The 19,887-nt window shown below is 70.3% G+C and carries 18 protein-coding genes and 1 riboswitch; of the genes, 4 read left to right on the top strand and 14 right to left on the bottom strand.

The window, feature by feature from the left end; genetic code table 11:
• Positions 1-312 precede the first annotated feature (312 nt).
• The 3 genes from AC51EU_RS14575 to AC51EU_RS14585 form a co-directional block, all read right to left on the bottom strand.
• Positions 313-1,335, bottom strand: a complete 1,023-nt coding sequence (locus AC51EU_RS14575; RefSeq protein WP_496267327.1) for a C40 family peptidase — start codon at positions 1,333-1,335, stop codon at positions 313-315.
• 284 nt (positions 1,336-1,619) lie between these two features.
• The gene (locus tag AC51EU_RS14580) at positions 1,620-2,924 is read right to left on the bottom strand and encodes an NYN domain-containing protein (protein WP_496267343.1); all 1,305 of its coding nucleotides are present in this window, start codon (positions 2,922-2,924) and stop codon (positions 1,620-1,622) included.
• 87 nt (positions 2,925-3,011) lie between these two features.
• The gene (locus tag AC51EU_RS14585) at positions 3,012-3,251 is read right to left on the bottom strand and encodes a hypothetical protein (RefSeq protein WP_496267328.1); all 240 of its coding nucleotides are present in this window, start codon (positions 3,249-3,251) and stop codon (positions 3,012-3,014) included.
• A gap of 290 nt (positions 3,252-3,541) precedes the next feature.
• Between AC51EU_RS14585 and AC51EU_RS14590 the strand changes: the two genes are divergently transcribed.
• Positions 3,542-4,219: a rhomboid family intramembrane serine protease gene (locus AC51EU_RS14590; RefSeq protein WP_496267344.1), complete on the top strand. Its 678-nt coding sequence runs from the start codon at positions 3,542-3,544 to the stop codon at positions 4,217-4,219.
• A complete protein-coding gene (locus tag AC51EU_RS14595; RefSeq protein WP_496267329.1) occupies positions 4,216-4,497 on the top strand; it encodes an Lrp/AsnC family transcriptional regulator in 282 nt (93 codons plus the stop codon). Before AC51EU_RS14590 ends, AC51EU_RS14595 begins: the two co-directional genes overlap by 4 nt.
• Positions 4,498-4,539: 42 nt before the next feature.
• Here the strand turns inward: AC51EU_RS14595 and AC51EU_RS14600 are convergent, their stop codons facing one another.
• From AC51EU_RS14600 to ctaE, 6 genes are all read right to left on the bottom strand, one after another.
• Positions 4,540-5,916: an aminotransferase class V-fold PLP-dependent enzyme gene (locus tag AC51EU_RS14600; RefSeq protein ID WP_496267330.1), complete on the bottom strand. Its 1,377-nt coding sequence runs from the start codon at positions 5,914-5,916 to the stop codon at positions 4,540-4,542.
• A 189-nt stretch (positions 5,917-6,105) separates the two neighbouring features.
• A riboswitch (SAM riboswitch) is annotated at positions 6,106-6,223 on the bottom strand.
• Positions 6,224-6,317: 94 nt separating this feature from the next.
• Positions 6,318-7,382 carry an anthranilate phosphoribosyltransferase gene (gene trpD / locus AC51EU_RS14605; RefSeq protein WP_496267331.1) on the bottom strand — a complete coding sequence of 355 codons (1,065 nt, stop codon included), beginning with the start codon at positions 7,380-7,382 and terminating at the stop codon, positions 6,318-6,320.
• Positions 7,383-7,521: 139 nt separating this feature from the next.
• On the bottom strand, positions 7,522-9,159 hold the full coding sequence (qcrB, locus tag AC51EU_RS14610; protein ID WP_496267332.1) for a cytochrome bc1 complex cytochrome b subunit: 1,638 nt from the start codon (positions 9,157-9,159) through the stop codon (positions 7,522-7,524).
• A complete protein-coding gene (gene qcrA, locus AC51EU_RS14615; RefSeq protein WP_496267333.1) occupies positions 9,156-10,220 on the bottom strand; it encodes a cytochrome bc1 complex Rieske iron-sulfur subunit in 1,065 nt (354 codons plus the stop codon). The genes qcrB and qcrA overlap by 4 nt, the downstream gene beginning before the upstream one ends.
• Entirely contained in the window at positions 10,217-11,026 is an 810-nt protein-coding gene (gene qcrC, locus AC51EU_RS14620; RefSeq protein ID WP_496267334.1) for a cytochrome bc1 complex diheme cytochrome c subunit, read from the bottom strand. Before qcrC ends, qcrA begins: the two co-directional genes overlap by 4 nt.
• An 82-nt stretch (positions 11,027-11,108) precedes the next feature.
• Positions 11,109-11,729 carry an aa3-type cytochrome oxidase subunit III gene (gene ctaE, locus AC51EU_RS14625; protein WP_496267335.1) on the bottom strand — a complete coding sequence of 207 codons (621 nt, stop codon included), beginning with the start codon at positions 11,727-11,729 and terminating at the stop codon, positions 11,109-11,111.
• 295 nt (positions 11,730-12,024) lie between these two features.
• Here ctaE and AC51EU_RS14630 point away from each other — a divergent pair, with 295 nt between their 5' ends.
• Entirely contained in the window at positions 12,025-12,426 is a 402-nt protein-coding gene (locus AC51EU_RS14630; protein ID WP_496267336.1) for a response regulator transcription factor, read from the top strand.
• A 28-nt stretch (positions 12,427-12,454) separates the two neighbouring features.
• Here the strand turns inward: AC51EU_RS14630 and AC51EU_RS14635 are convergent, their stop codons facing one another.
• The 4 genes from AC51EU_RS14635 to ctaC all read right to left on the bottom strand — a co-directional run bounded on the left by AC51EU_RS14635 (position 12,455) and on the right by ctaC (position 16,934).
• Entirely contained in the window at positions 12,455-13,723 is a 1,269-nt protein-coding gene (locus tag AC51EU_RS14635) for a L,D-transpeptidase (protein WP_496267337.1), read from the bottom strand.
• 111 nt (positions 13,724-13,834) lie between these two features.
• Positions 13,835-14,233 carry a cytochrome c oxidase subunit 4 gene (locus AC51EU_RS14640; RefSeq protein ID WP_496267338.1) on the bottom strand — a complete coding sequence of 133 codons (399 nt, stop codon included), beginning with the start codon at positions 14,231-14,233 and terminating at the stop codon, positions 13,835-13,837.
• Positions 14,230-15,975: an aa3-type cytochrome oxidase subunit I gene (ctaD, locus tag AC51EU_RS14645; RefSeq protein ID WP_496267339.1), complete on the bottom strand. Its 1,746-nt coding sequence runs from the start codon at positions 15,973-15,975 to the stop codon at positions 14,230-14,232. Before ctaD ends, AC51EU_RS14640 begins: the two co-directional genes overlap by 4 nt.
• On the bottom strand, positions 15,972-16,934 hold the full coding sequence (gene ctaC, locus AC51EU_RS14650) for an aa3-type cytochrome oxidase subunit II (protein ID WP_496267340.1): 963 nt from the start codon (positions 16,932-16,934) through the stop codon (positions 15,972-15,974). The genes ctaD and ctaC overlap by 4 nt, the downstream gene beginning before the upstream one ends.
• A gap of 345 nt (positions 16,935-17,279) precedes the next feature.
• Between ctaC and AC51EU_RS14655 the strand changes: the two genes are divergently transcribed.
• On the top strand, positions 17,280-18,662 hold the full coding sequence (locus AC51EU_RS14655) for a cysteine desulfurase/sulfurtransferase TusA family protein (protein ID WP_496267341.1): 1,383 nt from the start codon (positions 17,280-17,282) through the stop codon (positions 18,660-18,662).
• 9 nt (positions 18,663-18,671) lie between these two features.
• Here AC51EU_RS14655 and AC51EU_RS14660 read toward each other — a convergent pair whose 3' ends face one another.
• Complete coding sequence (locus AC51EU_RS14660) at positions 18,672-19,646, bottom strand: carbohydrate kinase family protein (RefSeq protein ID WP_496267342.1); 975 nt, start codon at positions 19,644-19,646, stop codon at positions 18,672-18,674.
• Between the last annotated feature and the right edge of the window lie 241 nt (positions 19,647-19,887).

Below are 19,887 nucleotides of genomic sequence, written 5' to 3' on the forward strand. Positions count from 1 at the left end.
CGTACAGGACGGCGGTGCCGGTGCGGGTGACCGGGCCAGGCTGCGCGGTACGGCGAGGGGACACCACGTGGGCCGCAACTCCCTTCCCTGTGCAGCCCCTGCCGCCCGGGCGGGCGGACGGTGACCGGCGGCTGCGACGGCAGACAGTAACCGCGCGACCACGCTACGGCCAACGACCGGCAAAGGTACGCAAAAAGCCGCCCCGCCGGTGACTGCGCAGGTCACCGGCGGGGCGGGAAGTCAGCGGTCCGCGCCGCAATTCGCCCGTTCGGGCGACGGTTCCGGTCGTGCCGTCGACACGGACCGTAGGGGTCAGACGCGGACGCCGAACTGGAACGGCATGTTGCCGATCGGCTCGTAGCGGACCGCGGCGCCCGGCTTCGGGGCGTGCAGCACCTGGCCGTTGCCCGCGTAGAGGCCGACGTGGTGCAGATCGCTGTAGAACAGCACGAGGTCGCCGGGCTTGAGCTGGCCGAGACCGATCCGGGTGCCGGCGTTGGCCTGGTCCTCGGACTTGCGCGGCAGCGTCTGGCCGGCCTGCTTGTACGCCCAGAACGTCAGGCCCGAGCAGTCGAAGGACGAGGGCCCCATGGCGCCCCAGACGTACGGCGAGCCGATCTTCGACTGGGCGGCGCCGAGGGCACCGCCGGCGCGGCCCGACTCGGGGGCGTCGTTGCCGAGGTCGGCGCGCTCGTTGCTGCGGTTGGCGCGCTCCTCCTTCTGCTGGATCTCCTCGCGCTCCTTGGCCGAGAGGCTGTTGAGCAGTTCCTGGGCCTTGCGGAGCTTGCCCTGGATCTCGTCCTTCTTCTCGCCGAGCGCCTTGCGGGTGGACGTCAGGTCCTGGATCTTGCCCGCGGCCTCGGTGCGCTCCTGGGCGAGGCGGCGCTGCTTGTCGGCGATGGTCTTGAGCTGTTCGGCCTGCTTGCCCGTCAGCTGGTCGAGGGTGGCGGCCTTTTCGAGGTAGGTGTCGGGGTCGCCGGAGAGGAACAGCTGGACGGCGGGGTCGATGCCGCCGTTGCGGTACTGGCTGGAGGCGACGGCGCCCAGGCCCTTGCGGAGCTGGTTCAGCTCCTCCTGGCCGCGGGCGACCTTGTCCTGGAGGGCGGAGACCTCCTTCTGGAGCTTGTCCTGGTCCTCCTTGACGCCGTTGTACTTCTCGGTGGCCACCTCGGCCTGCTCGTAGAGCTTGTCGACCTCGGCCTTGACATCCTGCTTGGACGGCTTCGGGTCGGCTTGCGCGGCCTGGGACGAGAGGGCGACGGCCGCGGCGGCGGTCGCCGTGAGCACGGTCACTCGGGTGCGGCTCGGCTGCTTGGGTCGACGGTGGGACGCCACGGGGGCGAGCTCCTTCTTCCTCCGGCCGCCTACCGGGAAGTGGGGGGTGCTGGTTGCCCCGGCTCCGCCTGAACACAGCGGATTCGGCGGTTCCTTCACTGTTCATCCCGGCTGGATGATCATCTGCATGAAGGTTCGAGGCCCGACATTAGTGACCGGGTTGTGATCCCTTCAAATCCTCGCGGCAAAAATCTCACCGGCCGCCCCATCCTTTACCAACATCACACGGGCAGTGACGGGGCTCTGACGCTCCGGTACGAACACCCGTCCCGCCCGACGCGCCGTCAGGTACGGGCAAGTCGCTTGAGCAGCAGCGCCGATGCCACCGGCCGCGCCCCGGCCCTGGCGACGCCGTCGGCCACCTCGCGGTCGGTGGAGACCACCACCACCGGACGGCCCGGCGGCTCGGCCCGCACCAGCTGGCGGATCAACTCGTCGGCGGTCACCCCCGGCTTGCTGAACAGCACCCGCACCCCGCGCGGCGGCGCGAGCAGCACCGGGGCGGCCAGCTCCGCACCGTCGAAGACGCAGGTCATCTCGGCGCCCGTCTGGGCGGCGAGCACGGCGAGGCCGCCCAGCAGCCGCAGCCGCTGCTTGTCCAGCGGCATCGTCGGATAGCCGGTCTTGGTGACGTTGTAGCCGTCGACCACCAGATGCGCCTGCGGCAGTGCGAGCAGCTGGTCCAGCAGCGCCGGGTCGGTCTCCGACAGGGCGCGGGTGGCGATGTCCTTGGGCGTCATCCGGCCGGGCGTCACCGCCTCGACGGTGTCGGCGGGGCGGGCGCCGGCCGGCGGCAGCGCCAGTTCCCGGCGCAGGCCCTGCGCCGCGCCCAGGACGGTGTCCAGCAGCAGGCGTACCCGCATGTCCTCGACGCTGCGGCCCTCGCGCGCGGACCTGCGGCTGGCCTCCAGGGCGGCCTCGGCCTCCGCGACCCGCGCCTTGAGGCGGCGCACCTCGCTGTCCGCCGCGGTCTTCTCGGCCGCCGCGCGGGAGCGCTCGGACTCCAGCGCGGCCTCGGACTTGCGGGCCGCCGCGGCGCCGCGCCGCACATCGCTCTGCGCGCTGCGCAACTTCCGGTGCAGCGACTCGTTCTCCTTGCGCAGCGCCTCCAGGTCGGCGCGCACCCGGTCGGCCTCGGCGCGGGCCTGCGTCCGCGTCTGGACCAGTTCCTCCCGCAACCGGGCCAGCTCCCGTTCGACCTCCTCGCCGACCCGCTCGGCGTGGGCGCGCTGCGCCTCCTCACCGGCCGCGGCGACGACCTCGCCCCAGCCGTCGGGGCGCAGGACGTACGCCGCCGCGGCGACGTCGAGGGGGTCGGCGGCGGCCGGCGGGGCGCCCTTCTCCAGGGCCTCGGTCAGCTCCGGCTGGGTCTCGCGGACGCGGGCGGCGATCCGCTGCCGGAAGACCGCGTCGCTCTCCAGCGCCGCGGCCATCGCGTTCCCGGCGAACTTGGCCCGGCGGTTGGGCGTGAACCGGGCGTACTGCCGCAGCGGGGGCGGCAGTTCCGGCACGGTCAGGCCGCCGAAGGCCTCCGCGGTGAGCGCCACGACACGGCGCCGTACGCCCTCGGGCAGCGGACGGTCGAGCATGTCGCCGGCCGTCCGGCCGGGGGCGTCGCCACGCTCCGTCCCCGGCTTCGCTCCAGGACCTTCCACCACGGTCGACTCGCTCCGATCTCAGGCGTCGGCGTCCGGCCGGTCCACCAGTTCGACCTGGTCGACCGCGTTGCACCAGCGGCAGCGCACGGACTCGACGCTCTCGTCGAGGACCTCGCGCTCCTCGACCTTCGGTTCCCCGGCCAGGTCGAGGTGCACGTACTCCACGACCTTGGACGTCCGGGTGACGTCGAACCGGGTGAGATTGCCACACAGCGTGCAGCGCCACCGCGTCTCGCTCGTCGGCAGGGGAACAGCCATCGTGTGGTCCTCTTTCGTCTGCGTGATCTCTGCGGGGACGTGCGGTTTCTCGCGGTGCTTCGTCGGACTGCGGAAGTACGCAACGTACTGCCTGTAACCCTACGACCTGACAGCGGGCGGCGCGGGCGCGCCCGGCAGGCGGGCCACGGCGAGGCACTCTGTCCCGATTGCCCCCATTACGCCATGATCACTTCATGCCGGCGCCCACGCCCTTCCCCCGCCGCTCCGACCCGGCGGCCCCCAGCCGCGCCCGCCGCCCGCTGCGGGCGGTGGCCGCGGTGTTCTGCGGGGTGACGAACGCCCTGATCGCCCTGTGCTGCCTCCTCTTCGTCCTCGGCCCGGCCTCCGGTCTGCCGGTGCACGGGACGGGGGAGGCGCTGCTGGCGGCCCAGAGCGCCTACTTCGAGCGGTGGGGCGTGATCCCGCGCGACCTGTGGGGCGGGTCGGCCGCCGCCCTGCTCACCCCGCTGACCGCGCTGTTCGTGCACGGCAGCTGGCTGCACCTGCTCGGCAACATGCTCTTCCTCCATGTCTTCGGCGGGATGGCCGAGGCACGCATGGGGCGGCTGTCGTTCACCGTGTTCTACCTGGCCACCGGCTATCTCGCACTGCTGGGTTACGCCGCGGCGCACGCCGGCTCCGGCGAAACACTGGTGGGCGCCTCCGGGGCGGTCTCCGCGGTGCTGGGCGCGTTCCTCTACCTCTTCCCCCGGGCCCGGGTGACCAGCGTCTTCCCGTTCCTCTTCTTCCTGCCGCTGCGCTTCCCCGCCTGGGCGGTGCTGCTGTTCTGGTTCGCGCTCCAGTGGCTGGCGGCGCGGCGCGACCCCAGCGGCCCCGGGGTGGCCTACCTCGCCCATGTCGTGGGCTTCACCCTCGGCTTCCTGTACGCCTGGCTGCGCCACCGGAGCGATAGTGTGGAGCCCACCAGGGGGGACGAACAGGCGACCGAGGAAGAGAGCCAGCAGTGATCACGTCGATCGTGCTCATCAAGACCAGCGTGGACCAGATCCCGGAGATCGCCGAGCAGATCGCCGCGCTGGAGGGCGTCAGCGAGGTCTACTCGGTCACCGGCGCCTACGACCTCATCGCGATGGTGCGGGTCGCCCGCCACGACGACCTCGCCGATGTCATCCCCGGCCGGATCAGCAAGATCCCCGGTGTCGCGTCCACCGAGACGCACATCGCCTTCCGCACCTACTCCCAGCACGACCTGGAGGCGGCGTTCGCCATCGGGTTGGACGCCTGAGACCGGGGGCGGGGACGGCCGTCCGTCCCCGCCGCCCGTCCGTCACGCCGCGGTGTCGGGGACGCAACGCCCGTTCTCGGTCCGGTAGTTCCACCGCGCGCCGTCCGTGACGAGTTCCCGCACCGCCCGCAGGAACCGCTCGATGTGCTCGTCGGGCGTCCCGGCGCCGAAGCTGACCCGGACGGCGTTCAGCGACCGCTCGCCGGGGGCGGCGTCCGGCGCGCCGCACTCCCCCGGCTCCTGGGAGCCGCCGCCCAGCAGGGTGCGCACCAGCGGGTGCGCGCAGAACAGGCCGTCGCGGACGCCGATGCCGTACTCCGCCGACAGCGCGGCCGCGAAGTGCGAGCTGTTCCAGCCCTCGACGACGAACGAGAGCACCCCCACCCGCGGCGCGTCGTCGCCGAAGAGGGACAGCACCCGCACCTCGGGCACCTCGGCCAGCCCCTGGCGCACCCGCGCGATCAGTTCCCGCTCGCGGGCTACGAGGGTGTCGAAGCCCGCCTCGGTCAGTGCCCGGCAGGCCGAGGCGATGGCGTGGGCGCCGATGACATTGGGCGAACCGGCCTCGTGCCGGGCCTCGGTGGTGTGCCAGGCGACGTCCACCCCGCCGTCGGCGCGGCGCGCGACGGTCCGGCTGGCGCCGCCGCCGGCCAGGTACGGTGCGGCGTCCCGGAGCCAGTCCGGGCGGCCGGCCAGCACCCCGGAGCCGAACGGCGCGTACAGCTTGTGGCCGGAGAAGGCCACCCAGTCGGCGTCCAGTGCGGTGAGGTCGACGGGGTGGTGCGGGGCCAACTGGGCGGCGTCCACCACGATCCGCGCGCCGTGGGCGTGCGCGGCGGCGGCCAGTTCCCGCACCGGCCACAGCTCACCGGTCACGTTCGACGCGCCGGTCACACAGACCAGGGCGGGGCCGTAGGGCTCGCGCCCGGCGAGCGCCTTCTCCAGGGTGTCCACCGCCTCCTGGGGCGTACGGGGCGCGTCGAGGTAGGTCACCTCGGTGTCGGCGCGCCGCTCCCACGGCAGCAGCGAGGCGTGGTGCTCGGTCTCGAAGACGAACACCCGGGTGCGCGGCGGCAGCACGGCGGCCAGCAGGTTGAGCGAGTCGGTGGTGGAGCGGGTGAAGACCACCTGGTCGCCGGGGCGGCAGCCGAGGAACTCCGCGACGGTGCGGCGGCTGTTCTCGAACAGGTCGGTGGACAGCTGCGAGAGGTGCCCGGCGCCGCGGTGCACACTGCCGTAGTACGGCGCGTAGGCCGCCACGTCGTCCCAGACCCGCTGGAGCGCGGGGGCGCTGGCGGCGTGGTCGAGCGCCGCGTAGCCGATCTCGCCGCCGGTCACCAGCGGGACCAGGACATCGCGTCCCAGGACGGGCAGCGGCGCGCACACGGAGCGGTCGGCGGCAACGGCGGAAACAGGCATGGCGAACTCCCGTGAGAGGCAGGCGAATTCCCCGCGCGGGGCACCGGAAAAGGGCGCGCGATCCCGCGGCGGAAAAGGCAGAAGAAAGAGGTGGAAAAAGACCGGAGAACCGGGGAAGGGGCCGTACGGCCCTATCGCATTCGCTGCGTCACGGAAGAACTCCCTCAAGGACCAGGATCCCTGGCGAGGGATCCGCGCTTGCCGCAGACCTCGCTGCCTGCGGCCCGGTCATCACCCGGGGCACCCCGCCACGGAAGGAGGGTTGCCGGACAGCGGGCCGGGGCCTGTGTCGCTGTCACTCGTGACCTGCCGAGCATCATGCCATACGCCCCTGACGGCGCAAGGCCCGGTCCGGCTGATGAGATCAACCGGACCGGGCCCCGCCCTGGCGCGTGCGGCGCTCAGGCGTTGCTGGCCGCCACCCAGCGCTCCAGCACCCGGCGCGCGGCACCGGAGTCGATGGACTCGGCGGCCCGCTCCATGCCGGCCCGGATCTGCTCGGTCAGCGGCGCGTCCACCGGGTCGAGGGCGACCAGCGCCGCCGCGGAGTTCAGCAGCACCGCCTCGCGCACCGGGCCCCGCTCCCCGTCCAGCAGCCGCCGCGCCACATCGGCGTTGTACGACGCGTCCGCGCCGCGCAGCGCCTCGACCGGCACCAGCGCGATGCCGACGTCCCGCGGGTCGAACGCCTCGGCGCGGACCGTGCCGTCCCGCACGATCCACACCCGCGACGTCGCCGTCGTCGTCAGCTCGTCCAGCCCGTCGTCCCCGCGGAAGACCAGCGCGGACGTCCCGCGCTCGGCCAGCACCCCGGCCAGGATCGGCGCCATCCGGGCGTCGGCGACACCGGTCGCCTGGGCGCCGACCCGCGCCGGGTTGGTGAGCGGGCCGAGCACATTGAACGGGGTACGGACGCCCAGCTCGCTGCGGGCGGTGGCGACGTGCCGCAGCGAGGGGTGGAACTTCACCGCGAAGCAGAAGGTGATCCCGGCCTCCTGCGCCATCTCGGCGACCCGGCGCGGCGGCAGGTCGAGGTTGACGCCCAGCTTCTCCAGCACGTCGGAGGCGCCGCTGGCGGAGGACGCGGCGCGGTTGCCGTGCTTGACGACCTTGGCGCCGGTGCCTGCCACCACGATCGAGGACATCGTGGAGATGTTGACGGTGCGGGCGCCGTCGCCGCCGGTGCCGACGATGTCGACGCTGGGGCCCGGTACGTCGATCAGCCGGGCGTGCGCGTACATCGCCCGGACCATGCCGGAGATCTCCGCGACGCTCTCGCCCTTGGCGCGCAGCGCCACCGCGAAACCGGCGATCTGCACGTCGGTGGCCTCGCCGCGCATGATCCGGTCCATCGCCCAGGCGGTGTCGTCGGCGGTGAGGTCCTGGCCCGTGAGCAGGGTGTTCAGGATGTCCGGCCAGGTGCGGGCCGCCACGCTGCCGCCGCCTTCCGGGGTCACCACGTTCATGGTCCACGCTCCTGGTCGTCTTCGTGTGTGCACTCAAACCCTATCGACCCGCGGGCATGCCGAAGGGCCCTGTCCGGTCGCCGGACAGGGCCCTCGGGTGGCGTTGCCTACCGCCGTGTCTTACACGGCGTGCTGCGGATCAGTGGTGGCCGTGGCCGCTGGTGATCTCCTTGTACTCCTCCGCCGTGGGCTTCGGAATGACGTTGTTCTCGCCGTAGAGGCTCTGCGAGAGCTTGGCACGCAGCTTCTCCGAGCGCTTGATCTTGCGCTTGACGCCGTTCTCGTCGACCTCCGGGCCGAGCTCCAGGGGCGCGGGCTGCTCGTGCTGGGTCAGCGTGTGCAGCTGCTCCTGGCTGAGCGGCTCGTGGACCTCGATGAACTCACCGTGCGGCAGGCGCTTGATGATGCCGGACTCGCGGCCGTGCAGGACCTTGTCCCGGTCGCGGCGCTGGAGACCCAGGCAGATGCGCTTGGTGACGATGAAGGCGATCACCGGGCCGGCGAAGAACGCGATCCGGACGAACCAGGTGATGGCGTTGATCGACAGGTGGAAGTGCGTCGCCCACAGGTCGTTGCCGCCGCCGATCAGCATCACGAAGTACGCGACCAGCCAGGCCACACCGAAGGCGGTGCGGGTCGGGGCGTTGCGCGGGCGGTCCAGGATGTGGTGCTCGCGCTTGTCACCGCGCACCCAGCCCTCGACGAACGGGTAGACCGCGATGGCGAACAGGACCAGCGGGAAGAGGACGATCGGGACGAACACCCCGAAGTTCAGGGTGTGACCCCAGAAGTCCCACTCCCAGCCCGGCATGGCGCGGACCAGACCCTCGGCGAAGCCCATGTACCAGTCGGGCTGGGCGCCCGTGGACACCTGGTCCGGCCGGTAGGGGCCGATCGCCCACACCGGGTTGATGCTCACCAGGGCCGCGATGACCGAGATGACACCGAAGACCAGGAAGAAGAAGCCTCCGGCCTTGGCCATGTACACCGGCAGCAGCGGCATGCCGACGACGTTGTTGTTGGTCTTGCCGGCACCCGGGAACTGCGTGTGCTTGTGGTAGAAGACCAGGATCAGGTGCGCCACCAGCAGGCCGAGCATGATGCCCGGCAGCAGCAGCACGTGGACGGTGAAGAACCGCGGGATGATGTCGTGCCCCGGGAACTCGCCGCCGAAGATGAACATCTGCAGGTAGGTACCGATCAGCGGCACCGACAGGACCGCCCCCTCAAGGAACCGCACACCGGTGCCGGAGAGCAGGTCGTCGGGGAGCGAGTAGCCGGTGAAGCCGGTGAACATGCCCAGGAACAGCAGCAGGAAGCCGAACAGCCAGTTGACCTCGCGCGGCTTGCGGAACGCTCCGGTGAAGAACACCCGCATCATGTGGACCATCATCGCGGCCAGGAAGATCAGCGCCGCCCAGTGGTGGATCTGCCGGATCAGCAGACCACCGCGGATGTCGAAGCTGATGTGCAGCGTCGACTCGAACGCCTGGGTCATCCTGACCCCGTGCATCGGCACGTAGGACCCGTGGTAGGTCACCTCGGCCATGCTCGGGTGGAAGAACAGCGTCAGGTAGACACCGGTCAGGATGATGATGATGAAGCTGTAGAGCGCGACCTCACCCAGCATGAAGGACCAGTGGTCCGGGAAGATCTTGCGCATGTTGGCCTTGGCGAGGCTGTAGATGCCCAGCCGGCCGTCCGCCCAGTCGGCGATCCGTTCGCCGCGCGGTGCCTGGCCGCGACGCGTCGCGGTCGCGGTCGATTCGTTACTCATCCGCGCTCCCAGAAGCTCGGGCCGACGGGCTCCGCGAAGTCGCTGACGGCTTCGAGGTAGCCGTCCTTCACCGTGATGTGCAGCTGCGGCAGGGCGTGTCCGGCCGGACCGAAGATCACGCGGCCACCGTCGGAGAGGTCGAAGGTGGACTGGTGGCAGGGGCACAGGACGTGGTGCGTCTGCTGCTCGTACAGGCTGATCGGGCAACCCACGTGGGTGCAGATCTTCGAGTACGCCACGATGCCCTCGTGCGACCAGGCCAGTTCCTGCTTGTCCTTGATGTTGCGCGGCTCGATGCGCACCAGCATCAGGGCGTCCTTGGCGATCCTGGTGTTGAACTCCTCGGAGTGCTCGTCCAGGCCCTCGGGCATGGCGAACGTCAGGGAGCCCACCGCGATGTCCTCGGGACGCAGCGGCTGGCTGGTGGCCTGGTTGACCAGGCGCACGCCCTTCTTCCAGCCGGTGCCGCGCAGCTTCTTCTCGGGCAGCGGCCCGAGGTCACGCAGCAGGACGACGCCGGAGAGCGGCACCAGGGCCAGCGCGCCGAACATCGTGTTGCGGATCAGCTTGCGGCGGCCGAAGCCGGACTCCTTGGCGCCCTGCTTGAAGTCCGCCAGGACCTTGGCCTTGACCTCGGGCGGGGCCTCGATCGGGTGACGGTCGTCGGCGTGCTCCTCGTCCGACATCAGCGTGCGGGCCCAGTGGACCGCGCCGGCACCGATGGCGAAGAGGGCGATGCCCAGCGTCAGGCCGAGGGAGAAGTTCAGCGCGCTGATGTGCCCGAGCGGCCAGATGTAAACGATCTTGTCGACCGGGAAGATCACATACGAGGCGATGAACGCCACCGTCGCCAGCATCGACAGGAGGAAGAGGTAGGCCACGACGCGCTCGGAGCGCCGGGCGGCCTTCTCGTCGATGTCCTGGATGCGGTGCTCGTGGGGCGGCAGCCCCGGGTCGGCGAAGGGGTTGTCGGCCTTCGCCACCTCGTCGCCGTGAACGCCGTGGCGCTCATCGGGAAGCTTTTCTTCTGGCACGTCTGCGTGTCGTCCAGTCTCACTCATGACTTCTTGGCCTTCGTAGTCCGGGCTGCGACCCAGATGGCGACCACGATCAGCGCGCCCAGGCCGAAGATGTAGCCGAAGAGGCCCTCGGTGACCGGACCGAGTCCGCCGAGGTCGAGGCCGCCGGGGCTCGGGGTCTTGTCGCCGTTGACGGCGCCCAGGTACGCGACGATGTCCTTCTTGTTCTCCGGAGAGAGGCTGCCGTCACCGAAGGACGGCATGTTCTGCGGGCCGGTCTGCATGGCCTCGTAGATGTGCTTCGGGTCCACGCCGTCGAGCTGCGGTGCGAACTTGCCGTTGCTCAGGGCACCGCCCTTGCCGACGAAGTTGTGGCACTGCGCGCAGTTGGTACGGAACAGCTCGCCACCCTTGCCGATGTCGGCACCGTCGGGGCTGAACTGGTCCTTCGTCGGAACGGCCGGGCCCGCACCCAGGGACGCGACGTACGCCGCGAGCTGGTTGATCTCGGTCTGGCTGTAGATGTTCTTCTTCCGCGGCACCTGGGCGCCGGGCTGCTGCGCCGGCATCCGGCCGGTGCCGACCTGGAAGTCGACGGCGGCGGCGCCCACGCCGACCAGGCTCGGGCCGTCGGAGGTGCCCTGACCGCCGGTGCCGTGGCAGCTTGCACAACCGACGGCGTAGAGCTTCTTGCCCTCCTTGATGGCAAGAGACTGGGCGGTGTCATCGGCCTGAGCCTTGTCCGCCGGCGCGAACGCGGCGTACAGCCCCCCAGTGACCGCCAGCGCGAAGAGTAGGACGACGAGCGCCGCCAGCGGATGGCGCCGTCGTGCGGAGAGCTTTTTCACGGATTACCCCGGTGTCAGGATCTTCTGCGTCGATGCTTTGGCTATGTCTGTCTGATGTCTGCGGTGCGGGTCGGTACGACCGTCACCGGATCAGATAGATCGTGGCGAAGAGGCCGATCCAGACGACATCGACGAAGTGCCAGTAGTAGGACACGACGATGGCAGCGGTGGCCTGTTCGTGGGTGAACCTCTTGGCCGCGTACGTCCTGCCCAGGACCATGAGGAAGGCGATCAGGCCGCCCGTCACGTGCAGGCCGTGGAAGCCGGTGGTCAGGTAGAACACCGATCCGTACGGACCGGAGGAGAGCGAGAGACCCTCCTCCTTGACCAGCTCGGTGTACTCGAAGATCTGTCCACCGATGAAGATCGCGCCCATGATGAACGTGATCACGAACCAGGAACGCAGCTTCTTGACGTCGCCGCGCTCGGCCGCGAACACGCCGAGCTGGCAGGTCAGCGAGCTGAGCACCAGGATCGTGGTGTTCGTCGCGGAGAACGGGAGGTTCAGCGCATCGGAGGCTTCCTTCCAATACTCGGCACCGGTCACCGATCGAAGGGTGAAGTACATCGCGAAGAGGGCCGCGAAGAACATCAGCTCGGAACTCAGCCAGATGATGGTTCCGACGCTGGTGAGATTCGGTCGATTGACCGACGGGTGCGCGTGCCCGGTTTCTACTGTCGTTGCTGTCGCCACGACCGACATTATGTCGGTCGCTTATCCCGCCCTCACTCCGGGGGTCCCGTTCGGTGTGTCAAGGGCGTGTGCCCTGCTCCCCCCGAGCCGTTCGGGCGGTCCCCCGAAGGGGGGAGGCGCCGTCGGCGGCCGTGCCGCAAGGGCCCTTGGGGCCCCCGCTGACACGCCGTCGGACAGATCTTGGTCCGGTCCCGCCCCTCCTCCGCGCACCCGCCCCGGGAGTAGCATCCGAGCGCTACCCGCGGTGGGAACGCCGTGCCACGGCCCCACCCGAAGCCCTGCCGCTACGAAGTGTGGAGGAACGATGCAGGCGACTGCCACGGTGCTGGTCTACAGCGACAACGCCCGCACCCGCGAACAGGTGCGGCTGGCGGTCGGCCGGCGCCCCGCCGCCGACGTCCCGCAGGTCGAGATCCTGGAGTGCGCCACCGTGCCGGCCGTGCTGGAGGCCCTGGACCAGGGCGGCGTCGACGCCTGCGTCCTGGACGGCGAGACGGCGCCGGCCGGCGGGATGGGCGTCTGCCGCCAGATCAAGGACGAGATCTACCGGTGCCCGCCGGTGCTGCTGCTGATCGGCCGCCCGCAGGACGCCTGGCTGGCCACCTGGAGCCGGGCGGACGCGGTGGTGACCCATCCGCTGGACCCGGTGGAGTGCGCCGGTTCCCTGGCGTCGCTGCTGCGCACCCGGCTGCTCGCGGACGCCTGAGGGGCCCGGGGACGGCGCCGGGGGCCGCTCACAGCTCCGGGCGCAGGCGGGAGCCGCCGTCGCCCTCGTGGTCCGGCGCGGCGGCGCCCGTGGTGCCGGAGGACTTCAGCGCGCTGCCCTCGCGCCACTTGTGCCAGGGCATGTTCCAGTCGCCGAAGCCGTTGTCGAACGGCGTCATCATGGCGCCGCCGCTGTTGACCACCTCGACGATGTCGCCGACGCGGACGTTGTTGAAGAACCACCGCGCGTTGGGGGTGGACATGCCGGTGCAGCCGTGGCTGTTGTTGATCCTGCCCTGGAGTCCCACGGACCAGGGCGCGGCGTGCAGGTACTCACCGCTGCGGGTGACACGGGTCGCCCAGTAGACCGGCAGGTCGTACGACTCTGAGCTGCCGTCGGGTATGCCGATGCTGCCGCTGGTCATCCGGACGAAGCTCTCCTTGCCGAGGATGACCTTGATGCCGTTGCGGGTGTCGTAGCCGGGCTTCCCCATCGTGACGGGGATGGTGTTGATCTCCTCGTCGTTGCGGGAGACCGTCATCCGGTGGGCGGCGGCGTCGGTGACCGCCACGATCTTGTCGCCGGTGGAGAGCCGGACGGGCTTGGCGGGGCCTCCGTAGAGGTCCTTGGAGATCTTCAGCCCTTCGAGGTTGCTGTGGACGGCGATGGTCGCGTGGGCGGGCCAGTAGTCCTTGGGGCGGAAGTGCAGGGTCTTGCCGTCCACCCAGTACCAGGAGCCCTCCACGCGGGGGCTGGAGTCCACCTTGAGGGCGCTCTCGACCACGGTGCGCTGCGCGGGGTCGTCTATTTTCCGGCTCAGCTCGGCGGTGACGGGCTGGCCCACGCCGTACTCGCCGCTCTTGGGGCCGAAGACGACCTGGAGGCGGTCGCCGCCGCCCGCGGTGTCGACGTGGAGGGTCCTGCGTCCGGGGTCGCCGTCCTCGTCCTCGGTGCTGACCTGCACCGTGTAGCGGGTGCCGGCCGCCAGGGGGACGGTGGTGCGCCAGTGCCTGCCGTCGGCGGTCAGCTCGCCGCGCAGCAAGCGGCCGGAGGCGTCGGTGGCGGTCACGTCGGTCATCCGTACGTCGTCGTCCGTGACGGTGACCTCCAGCGGTTTGTCGGGGTCCGCCTTCCGCTTGCCGTCCGGGATGTTCGCCTTGATCTGGTCGGCGGCGTCGTAGGGGTTTGCGGAGAGCGGGTCCGGCGACGAGCCCCCGCAGGCGGTGGCGCTCACCGCGAGGGGCACGAGCAGGAGGCCGCAGCTCAGCACCGTCCGGGTTCGAGGGCTGTGGCTCATGTACCAAAAATATGGAGACACGCCCGGAGCGGCGCGCTGGATGACTGCAAACGGGTCGGGCCCGGACACCAGTTGGGGTGTCCGGGCCCGTCCGTACGGAGTGCTCCGTGGTTACTGCGTGCGGTTCTCGCCGTGGTAGTACTCGAAGACCCATCCGAAGAGGCCGAAGAGGATGACCGGCGCCGAGAAGTAGAGCAGCCACCAGCCGAAGACGACGCCCATGAAGGCGAGCGCGCCACCGACCGCGAGGGCGAGCGGCTGCCAGCTGTGCGGGCTGAAGAAGCCCAGCTCACCGGCGTCGTCGGCGACCTCTGCGTTCTCGTTGTCCTGTGCGCCCGCGTCGACCCGCCGGGCCGTGAAGGCCAGGTAGTAGCCGATCATGATGCACAGTCCGAAGGACAGGAACAGCGCGGTGGTGCCCACCGGCTCCTTCGACCACACGCCATAGACGATCGCCATGACGAGGATGAAGACGGAGAGCCAAATGAACATCTTGCCCTGGATCTTCACTTGCCCGCCTCCTTGCCGCCGGCGAGGGCCTTGTCGTTCGCCGGGCCGTGGCCGTTCTCAAGGGCGTCGAGCGCGGCGATCTCCGGGTGGTGCAGGTCGAACGCCGGGGATTCCGAGCGGATGCGCGGCAGGGTGAGGAAGTTGTGCCGCGGCGGCGGGCAGGACGTGGCCCACTCCAGGGAGCGGCCGTAGCCCCAGGGGTCGTCGACCTCGATCTTCTTGCCGTACTTCGCGGTCTTCCAGATGTTGTAGAAGAACGGAAGGATCGACAGGCCCAGCAGGAACGAGGCGATCGTCGAGACGGTGTTCAGCATCGTGAAGCCGTCGGCGGCGAGGTAGTCCGCGTAGCGGCGGGGCATGCCCTCGGCACCGAGCCAGTGCTGGACGAGGAACGTGCCGTGGAAGCCGACGAACAGCGTCCAGAACGTGATCTTGCCGAGGCGCTCGTCGAGCATCTTGCCGGTGAACTTCGGCCACCAGAAGTGGAAGCCGGAGAACATCGCGAAGACGACCGTACCGAAGATCACGTAGTGGAAGTGCGCCACGACGAAGTACGAGTCGGAGACGTGGAAGTCCATCGGGGGCGACGCCAGGATGACACCGGTCAGACCACCGAAGGTGAAGGTGATCAGGAAGCCGATGGCCCAGAGCATCGGGGTCTCGAAGGACAGCGAGCCCTTCCACATCGTGCCGATCCAGTTGAAGAACTTCACGCCGGTCGGGACGGCGATGAGGAACGTCATGAAGGAGAAGAACGGCAGCAGTACACCGCCGGTGACGTACATGTGGTGCGCCCACACCGTCACCGAGAGGCCGGCGATGGAGATCGTCGCGGCGATCAGGCCGATGTAACCGAACATCGGCTTCCGGGAGAAGACCGGGATGACCTCGGAGATGATGCCGAAGAACGGCAGGGCGATGATGTACACCTCGGGGTGGCCGAAGAACCAGAAGAGGTGCTGCCACAGCAGGGCGCCGCCGTTGGCCGCGTCGAAGACGTGGCTGCCGAACTTGCGGTCCGCCTCCAGGGCGAACAGCGCGGCCGCCAGCACCGGGAAGGCGAGCAGGACCAGAAGACCGGTCAGCAGCACGTTCCAGGTGAAGATCGGCATGCGGAACATCGTCATGCCCGGGGCGCGCATGCAGATGATCGTGGTGATGAAGTTGACGGAACCGAGGATGGTGCCGAAGCCGGAGAAGGCCAGACCCATGATCCACATGTCACCGCCGATGCCCGGCGAGTGGATCGCGTCCGACAGCGGCGCGTAGGCGAACCAACCGAAGTCGGCCGCACCCTGCGGGGTGAGGAAGCCCGCCACCGCGATGATCGAGCCGAACAGGTAGAGCCAGTAGGCGAACATGTTCAGCCGCGGGAACGCCACGTCGGGCGCGCCGATCTGGAGCGGCATGATCCAGTTCGCGAAGCCGGCGAACAGCGGCGTCGCGAACATCAGCAGCATGATCGTGCCGTGCATCGTGAACGCCTGGTTGAACTGCTCGTTCGACATGATCTGCATGCCGGGACGGGCCAGCTCGGCGCGCATGAGGAGCGCCATCAGGCCGCCGATGCAGAAGAAGACGAACGACGTGACCAGGTACATCGTGCCGATGGTCTTGTGGTCGGTGGTCGTCAGCCACTTGACCACGGAATTACCGGGCCGCTTCGGTCGCACCGGCAGCTCGTTCTCTACCGAGTCTGCTGCGGCGGCTGCGGCACCCTGAGGTTGATTGAGGATGCTCACTTGTTCTTGGTCTCCGCGTTCCTGGCGTGATCCGTCTGCTTGATGCCCGCCGGCAGGTAGCCGGTCTGGCCCTTGGCAGCCAAGTCCTTCAGGTGCTTCCGGTATTCCTCGGGGGAAACGACCTTGACGTTGAAGAGCATCCGGGAGTGGTCGACGCCGCAGAGCTCGGCGCACTTACCCATGAAGATGCCCTCCTTGTTGGGGGTCACCTCGAAGACGTTGGTGTGGCCCGGGATGACGTCCTGCTTCATGAGGAACGGCACCACCCAGAAGGAGTGGATGACGTCACGCGAGGTCAGGACGAACTGGACCGTCTCACCCTTCGGCAGCCACAGCGTGGGGCCGGGGCTGGGGTTGCCGGGGGTCCGCTCGCCGGGGGTACCGGTCTCGTAGACGCCCTCGGCGCCCGCGGGAACGGCCTTCTTCATCCGGTCCGGGATCGCGGAGAGGGCCTCGGAGTCGATGTTCGAGTTCGAGGGGTTGCCGTCGACGTTCTCCAGGTAGTTGAACGCCCAGCTCCACTGGAAGCCGACGACGTTGATCACGTGGTCGGGCTTCTTCGAGGTCTTGAGGAGTTCACTCTCGTCGCGGGCGGTGAAATAGAAGAGCACCGCGATGATGATGAACGGGACGATGGTGTACAACGCCTCGATCGGCATGTTGTACCGCGTCTGCGCGGGGACCTCCACCTTGGTCCGCTTGCGGCGGTGGAAGATCACACTCCAGATGATCAGTCCCCAGACCAGCACGCCCGTTACGAGGGCGGCGGCCCAGGAGCCCTGCCAAAGGGAGAGGATCCGCGGCGCCTCGTCGGTGACGGGCGTCGGCATGCCGAGGCGGGGAAAGTCCTTGTATGTGCAACCGGTCGCGGTCGCCAGGACCAGGCCCGCAGCAAGCACCTGCGGCAGCTTCCGCCGCATCGGGCGCCGCGACGAGCGGTCGGAGCCGTTGGGACTCACGTAGCGCCTTCCCGAGAGTCTCGCCCGCGAGACCGGCTGCGGCCGTCTCGCTGGTCGGTCGCCGGCCCTTGCACGGGCAGGGGTTTGGATGTTTATGCGGACCAAACCCTACTGGACGCTATTTGGGGTCGCGCGGGGAGGGTGCCCAACGCGGCGCGTCACTCCCCGAAGGGGTGGAACGGGCCGGTCACCGGGCGGCCCCCCGGACCCGGATCGCCCCGTTCCGCCGGGGTTCTGACGCCCCGCACGGGGCCGGGCGCGGGCCCGCCGGACGGCCGGTCCCGCATCCGGCGCGGCCCGGTCGGCCCTCCCCGGGAAGCGCGGGAGTCCTCTACCGTCTCGTGCGTGCCCTACTTCGACGCCGCGTCCTCCCTCCCCCTGCACCCGGTCGCCCGCGAGGCGCTGCTCGCCTCGCTCGACGAGGGCTGGGCCGACCCCGCCCGTCTCCACCGCGAGGGGCGGCGTGCCCGCCTGCTCCTGGACGCCGCGCGGGAGGCCGCGGCGGAGGCGGTCGGCTGCCGGCCCGACGAGCTGGTTTTCACCCCATCGGGGACGCATGCGGTGCACTCCGGGGTGCTGGGCGCGCTGGCGGGACGGCGGCGGGCCGGCCGGGTGCTGCTGCATTCGGCGGTCGAGCACTCGTCCGTCCTGCACGCGGCGAAGACCCATACGGCGGACGGCGGCACGTCCGCGGGGATCGCGGTGGACCGGGCGGGCCGGGTGGACCCCGGTGCGGTGGCCGCGGCGCTGGCGCCGGACACCGCGCTGGTGTGCCTCCAGTCCGCCAACCACGAGGTGGGCACCGTGCAGCCGGTCGAGGAGGTGGCCGGGCTGTGCCGGGAGGCGGGGGTGCCACTGCTGGTGGACGCGGCGCAGTCGCTGCCGTGGGGGCCGGTGCCGGGTGACTGGTCGCTGCTGGCGGCCAGTGCGCACAAGTGGGGCGGACCGCCGGGGGTGGGGCTGCTGGTGGTCCGCAAGGGCACGCGGTTCGCTCCCCCGGGGCCGCTGGACGAGCGGGAGTCCGGCCGCTCCCCCGGTTTCGGGAACCTCCCGGGGGTGGTCGCGGCCGCGGCCTCGCTCCGGGCGCTGCGGGCCGGTGCGGCCCTTGAGGCGGAGCGGCTGCGGGGGCTGGTGGACCGGGTGCGCCGTGAGGTGCCGCGGTTGGTCCCGGACACGGAGGTGGTCGGCGATCCGGTGCGGCGGCTGCCGCATCTGGTCACCTTCTCCTGTCTGTACGTCGACGGGGAGGCGTTGCTGCACGCCCTCGACGAGGCCGGCTTCTCCGTTTCGTCCGGATCGTCCTGTACGTCCAGCACGCTGACGCCGAGCCATGTCCTCAGGGCAATGGGCGTGCTGTCCGAGGGCAATGTGCGGATCTCCCTGCCGCACGGGACGCCGGAGTCGGACGTGGACCGCTTCCTGGAGGTGCTGCCCCGGGCGGTGGCCTCGGTGCGCGAGCGGCTCCGGGCGCCGGGCGGCGGCCCGGACCGACAGGCCCCGGAAGGCGGCCTCGTGGTCGACGCGCTCGGGCGGCGCTGCCCGGTCCCGGTGATCGAACTGGCGAAGGTGATCGACCGGGTCCCGGTCGGCGGCACGGTGACGGTGCTGTCCGACGACGAGGCGGCGCGGGGGGACATCCCGGCGTGGTGCCGGATGCGCGGCCAGGAGTACGCGGGCGAGGAGCCCGCGGAGCGCGGCGCCGCGTATGTCGTGCGGCGCCGCGTCTGAGGGTCCGGCTCAGACCAGGTGGCTGCGGATCTCCGCCGCCGCCTCGTGGCCGTACGCCTTGGTGAAGCGGTCCATGAAGGGGCTGCGGTGCAGCTCGTACTCCTGGGTGCCGACGGTCTCGATGACCAGGGTGGCCAGCATGCAGCCGACCTGGGCGGCGCGCTCCAGGCCGACGCCCCAGGACAGGCCGGAGAGGAAGCCGGCGCGGAAGGCGTCGCCGACGCCGGTCGGGTCGGCCTTGGCGTCCTCCTCGGGGCAGCCGACCTCGATGGGGGCCTCGCCGGCCCGCTCGATGCGGACGCCGCTGCTGCCGAGGGTGGTGACGCGGGTGCCGACCTTGGCGAGGATCTCGTCCGCGGTCCAGCCGGTCTTCGACTCGATGAGGCCCTTCTCGTACTCGTTGGAGAAGAGGTAGGCCGCGTCGACCATCAGGGTGCGGATGGCGTCGCCGTCCATGCGGGCGATCTGCTGGGAGAAGTCGGCGGCGAAGGGGATGCCCCGGGTGCGGCACTCCTCGGTGTGCCGGATCATCGCCTCGGGGTCGTCGGCGCCGATCAGGACGAGGTCGAGGCCGCCGACGCGCTCGGCGACGGTCTGGAGCTCGATCAGCCGGGCCTCGCTCATGGCACCGGTGTAGAAGGAGCCGATCTGGTTGTGGTCGGCGTCGGTGGTGCACACGAAGCGGGCGGTGTGCAGGACCTCGGAGATGTGGACGGAGGTGGTGTCCACGCCGTGCCGGTCGAGCCAGGCCCGGTACTCGGCGAAGTCGTTGCCCGCGGCGCCGACCAGGATCGGGGCGGTGCCGAGCTGGCCCATGCCGAAGCAGATGTTGGCGGCGACACCGCCGCGGCGGACGTCGAGCTGGTCGACGAGGAAGGAGAGGGAGACCGTGTGCAGCTGGTCGGCGACCAACTGGTCGGCGAAGCGGCCGGGGAAGGTCATCAGGTGGTCGGTGGCGATGGAGCCGGTGACTGCGATTCGCACGGCGGGTCTGCTCCTGCGGAAGGCGGTGGGGTGGGACGGACGGAGGGCAACGCTACCCGGTCACCCCGGAACGCCCCACACGCCGAAACTACCCAATGGTAGGACTTTCCCGGCGGCGCCCGCACTGCCTACGGTGCGGTCATGACCAAGTCCGTGAAACCCGTCACACGTCCGGCGCACCTGCGGCGCCCCTCCCCCGCGGACCCCGAGTCGCTGGCGCAGCTGCGCGGCGACTGCGCCC

The sequence above is a fragment of the Candidatus Streptomyces philanthi genome (assembly GCF_059553635.1).

Excerpts from the sequence above, each read along its gene's own strand:
- AC51EU_RS14635 (WP_496267337.1), bottom strand. The coding sequence starts at position 13,723 with ATGAGCCACAGCCCTCGAACCCGGACGGTGCTGAGCTGCGGCCTCCTG.
- qcrB (WP_496267332.1), bottom strand. The coding sequence starts at position 9,159 with ATGAGTAACGAATCGACCGCGACCGCGACGCGTCGCGGCCAGGCACCG.
- ctaE (WP_496267335.1), bottom strand. The coding sequence starts at position 11,729 with ATGTCGGTCGTGGCGACAGCAACGACAGTAGAAACCGGGCACGCGCAC.
- AC51EU_RS14580 (WP_496267343.1), bottom strand. The coding sequence starts at position 2,924 with ATGCTCGACCGTCCGCTGCCCGAGGGCGTACGGCGCCGTGTCGTGGCG.
- AC51EU_RS14585 (WP_496267328.1), bottom strand. The coding sequence starts at position 3,251 with ATGGCTGTTCCCCTGCCGACGAGCGAGACGCGGTGGCGCTGCACGCTG.
- trpD (WP_496267331.1), bottom strand. The coding sequence starts at position 7,382 with ATGAACGTGGTGACCCCGGAAGGCGGCGGCAGCGTGGCGGCCCGCACC.
- qcrA (WP_496267333.1), bottom strand. The coding sequence starts at position 10,220 with ATGAGTGAGACTGGACGACACGCAGACGTGCCAGAAGAAAAGCTTCCC.
- AC51EU_RS14600 (WP_496267330.1), bottom strand. The coding sequence starts at position 5,916 with ATGCCTGTTTCCGCCGTTGCCGCCGACCGCTCCGTGTGCGCGCCGCTG.
- AC51EU_RS14630 (WP_496267336.1), top strand. The coding sequence starts at position 12,025 with ATGCAGGCGACTGCCACGGTGCTGGTCTACAGCGACAACGCCCGCACC.